13 protein-coding genes and 3 pseudogenes are annotated in these 12,554 nt (G+C 34.9%); 3 read left to right on the top strand and 13 right to left on the bottom strand.

Annotated elements, in window-relative coordinates:
- Nucleotides 1–2: 2 nt before the first annotated feature.
- The 4 genes from FQ204_RS09050 to FQ204_RS09035 all read right to left on the bottom strand — a co-directional run bounded on the left by FQ204_RS09050 (nt 3) and on the right by FQ204_RS09035 (nt 3,386).
- Nucleotides 3–698: a glycosyltransferase family 2 protein gene (locus FQ204_RS09050; protein ID WP_144210836.1), complete on the bottom strand. Its 696-nt coding sequence runs from the start codon at nt 696–698 to the stop codon at nt 3–5.
- Nucleotides 699–968: 270 nt separating this feature from the next.
- Nucleotides 969–1,454, bottom strand: a complete 486-nt coding sequence (locus tag FQ204_RS09045; RefSeq protein WP_144210834.1) for an acyl-CoA thioesterase — start codon at nt 1,452–1,454, stop codon at nt 969–971.
- Between the two features lie 332 nt (nt 1,455–1,786).
- Nucleotides 1,787–2,224 (bottom strand): GNAT family N-acetyltransferase, encoded by a 438-nt coding sequence (locus tag FQ204_RS09040; RefSeq protein WP_144211000.1) that lies wholly within the window; start codon nt 2,222–2,224, stop codon nt 1,787–1,789.
- Between the two features lie 472 nt (nt 2,225–2,696).
- Complete coding sequence (locus FQ204_RS09035) at nt 2,697–3,386, bottom strand: McrC family protein (protein WP_260843579.1); 690 nt, start codon at nt 3,384–3,386, stop codon at nt 2,697–2,699.
- A 242-nt stretch (nt 3,387–3,628) separates the two neighbouring features.
- On the opposite strand from FQ204_RS09035, the gene FQ204_RS09030 reads away from it, so the two are divergent.
- Nucleotides 3,629–4,417 carry a helix-turn-helix domain-containing protein gene (locus FQ204_RS09030; RefSeq protein ID WP_144210830.1) on the top strand — a complete coding sequence of 263 codons (789 nt, stop codon included), beginning with the start codon at nt 3,629–3,631 and terminating at the stop codon, nt 4,415–4,417.
- On the opposite strand, the gene FQ204_RS09025 is transcribed toward FQ204_RS09030, so the two are convergent.
- The 4 genes and pseudogenes from FQ204_RS09025 to FQ204_RS09010 all read right to left on the bottom strand — a co-directional run.
- On the bottom strand, nt 4,350–4,973 hold the full coding sequence (locus tag FQ204_RS09025; RefSeq protein ID WP_144210828.1) for an HNH endonuclease: 624 nt from the start codon (nt 4,971–4,973) through the stop codon (nt 4,350–4,352). The two genes, FQ204_RS09030 and FQ204_RS09025, sit on opposite strands and share 68 nt — an antisense overlap.
- A 25-nt stretch (nt 4,974–4,998) precedes the next feature.
- Nucleotides 4,999–5,484 carry a hypothetical protein gene (locus FQ204_RS09020; protein WP_144210826.1) on the bottom strand — a complete coding sequence of 162 codons (486 nt, stop codon included), beginning with the start codon at nt 5,482–5,484 and terminating at the stop codon, nt 4,999–5,001.
- A gap of 357 nt (nt 5,485–5,841) precedes the next feature.
- A pseudogene (locus FQ204_RS09015) lies at nt 5,842–6,006 on the bottom strand (cell filamentation protein Fic); the annotation flags it as partial.
- An 86-nt stretch (nt 6,007–6,092) separates the two neighbouring features.
- A pseudogene (locus tag FQ204_RS09010) lies at nt 6,093–6,368 on the bottom strand (putative cross-wall-targeting lipoprotein signal domain-containing proteiin); the annotation flags it as partial.
- A gap of 193 nt (nt 6,369–6,561) precedes the next feature.
- On the opposite strand from FQ204_RS09010, the gene FQ204_RS09005 reads away from it, so the two are divergent.
- Both FQ204_RS09005 and FQ204_RS09000 read left to right on the top strand, forming a co-directional pair.
- Complete coding sequence (locus FQ204_RS09005) at nt 6,562–7,152, top strand: type IV toxin-antitoxin system AbiEi family antitoxin domain-containing protein (RefSeq protein WP_144210824.1); 591 nt, start codon at nt 6,562–6,564, stop codon at nt 7,150–7,152.
- On the top strand, nt 7,149–7,994 hold the full coding sequence (locus tag FQ204_RS09000) for a nucleotidyl transferase AbiEii/AbiGii toxin family protein (protein WP_144210822.1): 846 nt from the start codon (nt 7,149–7,151) through the stop codon (nt 7,992–7,994). The genes FQ204_RS09005 and FQ204_RS09000 overlap by 4 nt, the downstream gene beginning before the upstream one ends.
- Before the next feature lie 141 nt (nt 7,995–8,135).
- Here the strand turns inward: FQ204_RS09000 and FQ204_RS08995 are convergent.
- The 5 genes and pseudogenes from FQ204_RS08995 to FQ204_RS08980 all read right to left on the bottom strand — a co-directional run bounded on the left by FQ204_RS08995 (nt 8,136) and on the right by FQ204_RS08980 (nt 12,272).
- Nucleotides 8,136–8,953 (bottom strand): annotated as a pseudogene (locus FQ204_RS08995) (replication initiator protein A).
- Nucleotides 8,950–9,123: a hypothetical protein gene (locus FQ204_RS10545; RefSeq protein WP_186286795.1), complete on the bottom strand. Its 174-nt coding sequence runs from the start codon at nt 9,121–9,123 to the stop codon at nt 8,950–8,952. The pseudogene FQ204_RS08995 and the gene FQ204_RS10545 overlap by 4 nt, the downstream one beginning before the upstream one ends.
- Before the next feature lie 324 nt (nt 9,124–9,447).
- Nucleotides 9,448–11,124: a recombinase family protein gene (locus FQ204_RS08990; protein WP_144210818.1), complete on the bottom strand. Its 1,677-nt coding sequence runs from the start codon at nt 11,122–11,124 to the stop codon at nt 9,448–9,450.
- Nucleotides 11,125–11,211: 87 nt separating this feature from the next.
- Entirely contained in the window at nt 11,212–11,376 is a 165-nt protein-coding gene (locus FQ204_RS08985; protein WP_144210815.1) for a hypothetical protein, read from the bottom strand.
- Between the two features lie 485 nt (nt 11,377–11,861).
- Nucleotides 11,862–12,272, bottom strand: coding sequence for a sigma-70 family RNA polymerase sigma factor (locus FQ204_RS08980; RefSeq protein WP_064605320.1), 411 nt, complete (start codon nt 12,270–12,272; stop codon nt 11,862–11,864).
- Between the last annotated feature and the right edge of the window lie 282 nt (nt 12,273–12,554).

The following is a 12,554-nucleotide window of genomic DNA, read 5'->3' as shown; positions in this document are numbered from 1 at the left end:
GTCTACCCTCTCTTTCTGAAATTCTGAATAATCAAGATAGATACAAACATATGCGTCATATATTGAATAGAGCGAGAAAGTGTCAGATAACTCTCGCCAGCTTGTCTCTCTTCCATTCGCACTTGGGCTTCTGCTACTTTCACACCATGACGAATTAGATATGAGACGGTATCTGGTTCAGGTCCATAATTGATATTGAGAGCAAATTCTTTGATAAGTCCTTCAGAAAACATCCGCATACCAGAGGTTGGGTCATTGATTGTCTTTCCTGTTGTTAATTTAATAACTGCGCTAATGAGAATATTCCCCATCATCCGCAGAGACGTTTCTCGCTTTTCTGTCACAAATCGAGATCCGATAACCATTTCATAGCCTTCGTCCATTTTTGCTTCTAAAACCGAGATATATTCAGGCAAATGTTGCCCATCCGCGTCGAACTGCACCGCCTTTTTATACCCTTGCTCATAAGCATATTGAAGACCCGTCTGAAATGCGCCTGCCAATCCTAAATTGACTGGCAAATCCACAATATTATAACCGTTTGCATGGCAAATGGCTGATGTTCTATCCTTTGATCCGTCATTGATAATCACATAATCATATTGTGAATAATTTTGAATAATATTATTTACAACATTTTCAATAGAGCCTTCTTCATTGTAGGCAGGGATAATAATCAATAAATCCGAAGATTTCACTTAATCTCATTCTCCTTCAAAATTATATAACTCATTATACTATATCCACGCGGCATTTTCTACTATTTCCATAAAAGAAACAAGAAATTCTCAATATTATAAATCAAAATACTTTTATTTTATACCAACACTTCAGCATTAGAAAAGCAAATTTTACAAGTTCTAAATGCTGGTTAAGTATTTTTGCAATGAAAGCCATACTTTCCAAAGCTTTATTAAAGATATTTTTTAACAAAAATCCCCTTGATATAATGAATCAAGGGAAATCTGCTACATATTATCTTTCACTGCGACTGCTACCATTCTGGCTTTGGCACGCACCTGACCCGCTACTGTCATTTCCATTGTCACAATGGCTTTTCTTTCACCCAATTCCTCAAGTCGAGAGATGACCGTGATTTCCTCATCAATAGGTGTTGGACTTTTATAATCTATTTCCAATCGAGCTGTGATAAATCGTCCAATCATCGTTTCTTCTGTCAAATCCAAACCCTTATTTTGATGGGCAAACCAAGCTGCTGAAGCGGTACCATGACAGTCAAAAATCATGGCAATCATACCGCCAAATAGATTAGCTGGAACACCGCCAGTATACTGGTGAGCTGGTGTTATCTTACTAATGCAGCTCGTTCCATTTAAGCTAGGATAAGTTTTCAAATGCAAACCTGACTCATTCTTAGGACCGCATCCCCAACAATGCTGGAATCGCTCACCATAAGTATCTTGGATGGCAATATTTTTTGTTTCTAAAGTCATTTATTCTCCTTTTTAAACTGAATTTCCAAGCGCTTTCATGGTTATTATATCAGTCTTTTAGTGAAGAGTAAATACGAAGCACATTCAAGATATTTTAATTGTTCGTCTAAGTTGAATTTATAGAAAGGTGGCGGAAGGAAAGCTCATCTTGGAATGTTAAGAACGATAATACTATAGAGCTAGACTGAGCTGTATGAGGCTTTAGAGCTTCTTCTCCTTTCTTTTTAGTTTTGAGCTATAAAAAACAGCAATCTCTTTGATTGGCTGTTCCTCAAATTGCTCTGTTGAAGCTTTTAATTTAGTGATATTCTGTTCGATAACTGGTAATTTTGCTAATCAAGCCATTGTATAAATGCTGTTTTGTCCTCGCTATTATAGCCAGCATTTTGATAGAAGCTTAATGTCGTTTCGCTTTTTGTACCTGTTAATAGCATCATCTTATAGCAATTATTTTGAATCGCTATCTCCTTGGCATAATGAAGGCATTCTGATGCGAAGCCTTTCCCACGGTACTCTTCGTTTGTAACTACATTTTCAATAAAGGCATAGGGACGGATATTTCTGGTTAGGTTTGGAATGATGACACAAATACAGGATGAAACAATTTTGCCATTTATCTCATTGACAATGATATGATGGTTGGCATCTTCAATCATTGTTTTCCATGTATTCTCTAAATGACTTGAATTTCTCGGAATCCTATCCTCGTGCAAAAACAGATATAAACTCAATAATTCATGTAAATCTTCTTTAACAGCTTCTCTTATCATCATCACACCTCACATAACTTTTCATTTATCTTCCTAAATCATTTTTAGTATTATATCATTTCATGTTCCAAGAAAATAATATTTGTATTCCAGTAAATTAAGAATTGATTTTTACCTTATCTATCCTATTTGTTCTAAAATTTCACTTGCTTTAGATGATTGACTTAAAACCGATGGGTTAGCTTATTTAAATTTTATAACGATTGACAAGATTTTACAAGTTGTCCACCCTCGTATGTGGAAGCATATTAAACAACTGCACTCGAAATCTCAAAATCATTCTCGCCAATTTAACTAAAGTCACTATCAGAAGTGACTTCATGAAAGGTTTCGCTAAGAGGTTCTCACGCTCTCACAAGCAGTGCTACACACTTGACATGTGTTGATAGCAAACTCCTATACTATAGAACGAAATGAAACAGGTTAGTCTGAGATTATACTATGGAACGAAACAAATTATAAATTTTATAGATCATGACTCAGTCATTTCCAATTTATCTCTTAATTCCTCCAACGTTTCTGTCATACGAGCCAAATCAACAAAATGCAATCGAACAATTGTTCCATCACCGGAATTAAACTTAATATCTGTGCGACTTCTCATCTCATCATTCAGTGGATATAATAGCCATATCTCAGAAGTATTGTATTTCTTTGAATAGGCATACATCTGATACATATCGCTCTGAGAAATACCATAATTTTTACGTTCATTATTGATGAGACTCTTCCATTTTGTATCCATAATGATAGTTCTATTATCTCGTTTACAGACAATATCTGGTCTAAGAGCAAATTTACACCTTGGTTCCATGAATAAATAGTATCCTTTATTTTGGGTTAAAACCTCCCATCCATCTGATCCTAATATCTTTTTCATCTGTTGTGCAACATAGTTCTCATAGACCTTCTCCATTGGGAATAATAATGACCTCGAGTGATCTTCACCAGAGAATGTTGAAAATGATTTATTCATAAGAAATATTCTTGACCACTGAATGAGCATGTCATAATATTTCATATTTCTATCCATTTTAACTTGTGAAAAGTCCTTCGTATAATTTGTTGATGGCTCTACCAATTCGAACGCAGCTAGCAACTGTCTAATTACTTTTGAGTTTTCAGCACTAGTGGTTAGTCTCTGTAATTTAAGTAAGGGAATTATATACTTGTTTACACAACCCCAAAATATAGTTGTCGAATTTACAAAAATCTTGTTTTAAAATACTACATATTGCGATTGGTGTAAACTGCTATATAGTTCCCTTTCATTAAATATCTCTTGGGATACCAAAACAATAATGAAGTAACTTCTTACATTTTACTATAAATAATTGACAAAACACGATTTTAGTGATAAAATACAATAAAATGACAGGTCACTAAAAATAAAGGAGGATTATTATGCCAAAAACATCTTTTGAAAATAACCAAAACACTGCTAAAGCCATCAGGCAACGTCGTTTAGAATTAAACTTAACCATTGAGGAAGCTGCCAAAAAAGCAGGAATTGGAACTAAAACTTGGAGCCGCTACGAAGCTGGAAATCCTATTAGAAAGGATAAATTAAACATGATTATTAAAACACTAAAATGGCGAGAAATCCCAGAAGAATTTCAGTCAGGGCATTCTCTGACAACCCTTCTAGGCGAGTATAAGGAACATGAGGCTTGGTCAGATTACCTTTATCAAAACTTTGGGCTAGCTGCTGCCATTTCTTTTGCTATTGGCTCCGACCTTATCTCAGACTTTGTCGCTGACGACTTACGAGAATTAGCTGAGAAACCAAAGGGAACACATATCGGCGAATTGGGAACTTCTTTCATCAGTTCTTTACTTCCTGAACAATTCCTCATGGAATATGATTATGAATTCATGTACCATCTATCAAAGACCATTCAGGGCTTTAGACAAAAGGCCAAAGCTGACACTCCACTCATTGCCCATTCCGTTTTGGAGGAACTCTGCCTCTACTTAATAATGGAAGAATCCACTATTCTCATGGAGGACATGGCCGAACAATTGTCTGAAGAGGAACAAGAAGAATTTATGTATTCTAATACTTGGATATTTGATTTATTTGATGACATGGATGTCTATACTTTCCTCTATTCTGATTTCTGTATCAATAGAGACAATCCTTATCACTTCTGCCATTGGTTAGACAATCAATTCTATATGGACTCACAATAATCACATTAAAAACACTCAGACCATCATAATCAGTCTGAGTGTTTTTTATGATATCCTTATAAATCATCCTAAAAATACCTGCGACAGTCACCTTATTGAAATGAGGTTCCCCAAAATGATGAATACTCCCTCTCATTTTCTCTTTAATTAGATGCTGGAGCTTTTTGTCATCAGTCATTCCAAATTGTACTAATTGTTTCAAAAAATCTTGGCCATAAATCTTTTGATATTCCTCCATTCCTTGAACAATCCAAAAGGTATCATAAAAGCTTGTCTGATAGGCTTTTAGCCAGTACCACATAATTTCCGGGTCTACAACATTTGGATTTTCTAAGTGACATCTTTTGCACAATAAAACCAAATTAGAAGGACTATCTCCTCCTCCCAAAGAATAGGGAATAATATGACAACGTTCTAACCTTGTTTTATGTGCACATCGCCAACATCTCTCGTGGGCTTCCGACCAATCAACACTCAAATCACCTTCGTAAACTTTATTGGCCCAATAAGCCACAATGTCGTTAATTGTTGTCCTTATCGGTGGTCGTTTAGTCATCATTTACCTCCATAAAACCTTTACTCTAATATATCTTGAACTGATAAGGCTGCAACATGCGCCTGATTATGATGATCAACAATATAAAAATAAACTTTTCTTGTTTCCGACTACCGACTAACTGATGCATCGTTTGCTTCATAATATCATCTTCAACTTCTAGATAGACACTCTCACCTGGTCGTAATGTACTAGAATAGTTTGTAGGTAAATTCTTTTCGCTATAAGTCCATTCCAATACCCCATCAAAATCCACCTGTTTACTAAAGGCTAGTCGTTTATGCCTAGATAATCCTTCATAAAGGAGGGTTGTGGGAACCTGTCCAATATTTAAAATTTCAAAAATATGAGTAGATTTATCAGTTTCTGAATCATAATCTATACAATAATAAATATAGCAGCTCGGCTTCTCTGTTCGTCTAGCCAGCCACAAAGAGATAATAACTGCTCCAACTGTACCAATAGCTGATAACATTTCCCATAAATTACCTAAATCAAGAATAAGTTGCATTTTTCCCTTTCTGAAAAAATAAAAGTAATAATAGGGACTTTCAAAAATCCAGTAATTTCTTGTAGAAGTAATCATCTCCAGTGGGGGGTGATTAGCAACCTACCTTAAAACAAGGAAACACAAGAGTTATACTGTTGAGGTTTTGACTAAGAGTTTCACCGTCTCAACATGTGCTGATAATTCTCTCCCATACTAATAGGCGAAACAGAACAAAAGTGATTTTAGAATTACATTATAGGAAGACTATTTTAAAAAACTATTTAGTAAGTAAAATTTCTAGATCCCTAATTAATTCTATCTTTAAAAATTGAGGTCAATACTCTAATCAGTTTCATTACGATGACGCAAAATAACGGATTATCTCCACCCTAAAATACCTAAGTAAATATCCAGTTTCTCATTGATATATCGTGCAAATAAATCCTCCATAGCAGATAAATCTCCTTTTGCATGATACTGGTCAAAGGCTTGATAGTAGGCTAACCTATCCGTGAATTTAATATCAATCGGTGGATAACCTGCCTAACGCTCATATAGTCCATGTTTATCCTCGCTTTCCCTCTCATTATACCATAGTTCGGAACAATAGTTCTTTTATCGGAACAATTTGACGCAAGACTATTCGTCTGTTCAACAACTGGTGCTGGTTGAACTTGAGCTAAATTAGTAGCAGGATTTTCCGTTCGTTGAATGATGTTATCTTGTAGCTGTGGTGTCGTCACTTCATCAGCCTGCAACACTGCACCACCCCATGCAACAATAGCTGTGACCACGGTTCCAAGAGCTACCGAACACAGTGTACGATACTTCTTACTTTTACGGAAGACATGCTTTTCTGCTTTTTTCTGATTGACTAAAAAGTGAGGATAACATTGTTTGATCATAAAAGGTCCTTCTTTTCTTTTGATAAGTAGCAACAATCTGTCGCTCTTTCCCCATCATAAAAAAGAAGCCTTGATTTTGGTATCACATCAAGTAAGAGAATAGTAAACTGTATGTATAACATCTAAAAATGTTGCTTTTGTACCGTAAAAATGTTAAAATTGCGGTACAAAAGCAACAAAGAGAGGGTCGAATATGTCTAAAAAAGAATTGTTACTTGAGTACTTAGACAGTCACAATGGCATGATTACTTATAGAGATTGTAAAAAATTAGGTATTCCAACCATTTATCTAACTAGACTAGAAAACGAAGGGGTTATCTTTAGGGTCGATAAAGGAATCTATCTGTCCTCTAGTGGAAATTATGATGAATACTATTTCTTTCAGTATCGTTACCCCAGAACTGTTTTTTCTCATATCTCTGCTCTTTATCTACAGGGACTTACAGATGAAATTCCTCAATATTTTGAAGTAACAGTTCCAAAGGACTACCGTTTTAGGAATACACCATTAAATTTAAATATCCACACTGTTTCTAAAGATATTGTCAACCTAGGGGTCATCAGTGTAAAAACTCCAATGGGAAACACCGTTAACGTTTATAATTTTGAACGTGTTCTGTGTGATTTTATCCTTAATCGAGATAGCATTGATGCTGAGCTATTTGTTAAAACACTTCAAACTTATAGCAACTTTCCTAAAAAAAATCTCGCAAAGCTCTATAAATATGCTACAAAAATGAATATCTTAGATGAAGTTAAACGAACTCTGGAGATTCTACTATGAATAAAGCAAAATTAACAGCACTCTGCCATAAAATATCGAAGAATACTGGATTAACTTTTAATTCCGTCATGACCTATTACTTTCTTGAAGCTATTCTGAAAAAATTAAGTCAGAGTTCTTATTCGAATCACTATATTTTCAAAGGTGGATTCCTACTTTCAAACGTCATTGGGGTCGAATCTCGTAGTACTATGGATGTTGACTTTCTGTTTCATAAACAAACTTTATCAGAAGAAAATATTAAACAACAACTTAAAGAAATTTTAACTGAAGCGAAAGATGGTATTCAATTTTCAATTCAATCCATAACAGCTATTAAGGAAAGCGATGATTATGGTGGTTACCGAGCAACCATTTTATGTCAACTAGAAAATATTAAACAAATTATCCATTTGGATATTGCAACAGGTGATGTTGTGACTCCTCAGCCAATTACTTACTACTATAAAGCTATTTTTGATAATGACAATTTTCCAATCATTGCTTATACAATTGAAACAATCTTGGCTGAAAAACTCCAAACCATTTATTCACGAAATTTCTTGAACAGTCGCAGCAAAGATTTTTACGATGTCTATATCCTTTCAAAGCTAAAGAAAGATGACATTGATTTCTCACAATTAAAGATTGCTTGTGAAAGAACCTTTTCCTATCGTGAAACTGAACTCGATTTCAATAAAATCATTGAACTACTGGAGAGATTCAAATCTGACTCTGTTCAACAGCAACAATGGCAAAATTATTCAAAAAAATATAGTTATACAAAAGACATTCTATTCACAGATATACTTAATGAGATTATCAGCCTCCTGATAGCTCTCAATTCTAATCATAACGCTTAAGTCGTGACTGAAAGACTTTAAAGGTAGCAGCTGACCTTGCCATAAAAAACAAAAAGGATATGCTAACATTTTTATACTTTGTTAGCATATCCTTTTTCTACCATTAGTCCTCAAACACCTAATAATAGCCACCAAAACATCTCACTCACCTCCCTTCGCTTCTTGTCGCCTTAGTTGCTTGTCCATTCAGACAGTATACCATTAAACACGTATTCGGCTATCGCTTCTGCCGACCGAGCAAATCTCATATGTTCCAAAGCATACTGATAACGGTCACTAAAATAAATCATGGCATAGTCACTAGCCGACTGAGATAGACCTGTCTGTCTTAACTGGTCATGAACCAAGCCCCAAATATAGTCTCGATCGTACTTGGTCACATCGTCTACTTTTGGAGAAAAGGTATCTTCTTGTTTTTCAACTACAACTTGTCTCTCCTCCTCGTCCTCAAAAAGGAAATCACTCTTTTCAGTTTCACTATATTCAGTCTCACTTCTTTCAGTCTCACTAGGGGCTGAATTTAATACCGGCCTCGGCTGATTTGGAGACCCTTCTAGTGTTTTTTGAACACTACCCCCGTCTGAATTTAAGACAGGGGTGGTGTCATGTTCCAACTCCCCTAAATAAATCTTATTAGCCAAACGCCCTTTTTCACTGGAAGACTGTTGGACTTCATCAATCAGTCCATAATCTCGTAATGTTTTCTTAATCGTCAGCAATTTAGACTTGGAGTAACCAAGGAGTGTCATGAGTTTGGAGTTAGAGTAAATCAGATAAATAGCCCCATCCTCATCAATCCATCCCTTACTCAGAGATAATTCTAATCGGTCTTTTAAGACTGCATAAGCCACTTTAACCTCTAGTTTCATCTCCTTATAGCGGGCACTCTCAAACAAAAGTTTTGGGAGCTTATAGTAACGCTCTGACGTTTGATAGTGATTTGCGGTAATACGTTTCATGATTGTCCCTCCAACAATAAAAGTCCAACATTCCCCAGTTCGTCAAATTGAATCAGCTTTGCTTTCTCCATTTCAGCAACTAAATGTGTTGCTTCATCAACATCAATTCTCATGATAGCCATGAGATGACACATCACAGCATACCGTGAGGACTTTTCTTCTTTTTGCATGATTTTCCTCCTGAAAATAAAAAAGTGAGAACACTTATTAAGATGTTCTCACCTAACTAAAATATTTTACGACGTATCTATTTTTTGTCTACGCAGTCGACATCCAAACAGACGTTCACATCAATGTACTTTTTTGAACCTTTTTTATGTCAAAAGCACTCTTTTCAATAAAGACGAAATGCTTGAAAAAGTGCTTAAAATAAAGGATTTTTACACTTTTCTTCGTTGTAGCAACACTACACACTCAGCGGTTCGCTGTTACCGCATCATTTCATTCTGCGACAGCTATCGCATGGGCGGAAGTAATTGCTACTCTTCGTCGCTTCACTCCTTAACTAGCAAACTTACCGCCTCAGCTTGCTCATTATTGTCCAAACTTATATTTAGATCCTCATCAATAATAGGTAGCTTAAAAGTAATTGATTTTAGCCATTGCCCATTAGGCTGCTTCTCTTCATAAATTTGAATTTCAGAAATGAGTGCTTCTATTAGCTGCCTGCGTTCAACATCGTTCATGACTTTATAAAGCTTGTCAAAATAAATCAAAACTTTATATATATTATCGCCCGTAAGTTTCTCAGCTTCTATTGTTTCTTTTTTTGCTTTAGCTTCTATTAACTGACCTTCTAACTCTTCAATTTTATCATACATACGATAAAGTCTGTCATCTAAATCGGTTTTTCTTCTCTTATAATGTTTATCATCAACATCTAAGTTATCTATTTCTTCAATGAGCTTAAACTTTGTAGAATGACTTTTTCTCAGCTCTTTTTGGTAATTATCTATCTCATTTTCAATAGCTGATGTATCAACCTTCATATTGATTTTTTCTTGTATCATAGACGCAAATTTAGGGTTGCTTACTAACTTGATTATTACCTCAGCGACAGCATCGTCTAACAATTCTTCTCTAATTTGTTTGTTATAGGTGCATTTATGTCCTCTATTCATAAGTCTATGCTTACAACCATAGTAATAGAAGTCTTTATACTTCGTCCCATCTTTTTTATATTTTATGGATTTGTTCCCAAACATTCCAGCTCCACATATTGGACACTTTACTATTCCTGATAATAAATGTGTCCTCATGTTCTTGCCCTTATTTACATGCTCATACTTTTTAGCCTGTGCTTTCAGTTTAACTTGTGCAGCCTGCCACAATTCATCCGGAATTATTGCTTCATGAATGCCTTCTGCTACTAAATAATCGTCCTGCTCTACTTGTCTGTATTCATTCCTTGTACCATGAACTTTTTCTAAAGTTCTTCTTCCAAATGCTATTTTCCCGTTATACACAGGATTCTTTAATATTTTTCTTATAAGACCTGCGTCAAACAATGGATTTTTCCCATTTTGTCTTGGTATTTTCCTTATACCATGCTTTTCTAAATATTTAGAAAGACCATTAGCTCCAATACTTGTATTTACATATTGATCAAAAATAGTTCTTATTGCAATTGCTTCTTCCTCATTTATTAACAACTTTCCATCAATCAGTTGATAACCGTATGGAGCAAATCCACCATTCCATTTACCCTCTCTTGCCTTTTGAATACGACCTTCCATTGTTTGGACACGAATGTTTTCTCTTTCTATTTCAGCCACTGCTGATAAAACAGAAATCATCAATTTACCTGCATCTTTAGATGAATCAATTCCATCTTCAACACAAATAAGATTTACTCCAAAATCTTGCATTATTTGCAAAGTCGAAAGTACATCAGCAGCATTTCTTGCAAATCTCGATAATTTAAATACAAGAACGAAAGACACTCCATCCTTTCCGGATTTTATATCTTCCATCATACGAGTAAACTGAACTCTACCTTCTATAGATTTTCCAGACTTACCTGCATCTTCGTATTCACCAACAATCTCATAATCATTATAGAGAGCAAAAGCCTTCATTCTTGATTTTTGTGCCTCTAAAGAATAACCGTCTATCTGTATTGATGTAGATACTCTTGTATAGAGGTATACTTTTATTTTTTCTTTTGACATAGCATTAACCTCAATATCCTTTTTCAATATCTTTATATTTTTACCAATTATGGTTTGGACTTATATATCAAGTATATTATATCACTTTTATTGCTTTTTCTCAATCTGTGTTTTTGCCATGTCAAATTTATTTTTACCTTCTGTACTTTTTACTGGAGTTGGATTTTGAAGATTATCTAAATCTAAAACTCCAGCATATTTTGTAATCAGATTTGCTATCAAATCAGCCAATCCATTCCAGTCATTATCCACTAATACACCTCCTCCGTTTTAAATTCTTTATAATCAAGTATTTTTTTTACTAAGTTTTATGACATTGGTAGGTGCATTGGCTGCTACATAGGAATCTCACCTCCGCCCCTTGTTTCAGACGAGGCAGCTTAAACTATTGAAGTATCATTATCACCACTTACATCATCGAAATAAGCTGCCACGCTTATCTTTTATGTATTCCTATCTATCGCTCGTTTTCTTCTAACCTCGACATTATGCCGGTATTCATTTGAACCGATTTTCATCAGCAGAAAAGTCTTAGCGTAGGTCATAACTCTCAGTAAGTAGATAAAGTCCTACCTTGGTCTATTCAGTTGTCAAAGAGCAATATTTGAAAGGGATTGTTTTCTTTACATTTTCCTATTTGCCATAAGCAGGCATATCTCTTACCCAAGAAAGTAAAGGAGGTCAAACTCCCCTTCACTTTACATAAGGAAAATTTGACCCCTTTGGTTACCGAAGTTTTAAAGTTCTTCGATGAATTTTTTCAGCTTTTCAAGAATTTTGTTTCTTCTTTTGATTAAAGCCGGATGTGTAATACTTTTGAGCTTTGCCACTGAGCGAACCGTCTCATCATTGAAATACAAGCGTTCAATAATATCTCTTTCTTCTGCATTGAGCCTTGATATAGCATTTCTAACTGCTTCAATCATCATCTGTGTTTCAACGATCTTTTCTACATCAACACTTTCATCAACAATATTGTCTACAAAGTGTCCGTCATGATCCAATGATGAAAAAAAGAGCAAGTGGTTTTTCTTGTCCACCTGCTCTAAATACTTTTCGTGTTCTTTTTCTCGCCAGTAGACTTTATATATCTGCTCGCTGACTTTAACCCTTTGTCCGTTGACATAAAGGTAATATTCTTTTGGCATTTTATTTCCTCCATTTCTTTTTTGTCTGCGTTTTTAGACAAAAAAGGAGGACTTCTGCACATAGGCATAATAAGTCCTCTGAAATGAAAGAAAATTGCTCTTTCTCTATATTTTAAATTTGATTTTTTATGATAATTACCAGTATCAAAAAGGTCTATTGTTTTTTTCTATATGATAAATTGTAAAATATAGTTCAACAAAAAATCTCATAGCGTTTCATTGGTGTAAACTGTAAGTAACCACACAAACAGAACACGAGGAAAAACTATGAGCTACTCCCAT

Origin of the sequence: Streptococcus constellatus (assembly GCF_902167705.1) — a bacterium.
In the GTDB taxonomy this organism is placed as follows: domain Bacteria; phylum Bacillota; class Bacilli; order Lactobacillales; family Streptococcaceae; genus Streptococcus; species Streptococcus constellatus_A.
This window is presented reverse-complemented; position numbering and strand designations above follow the sequence as displayed.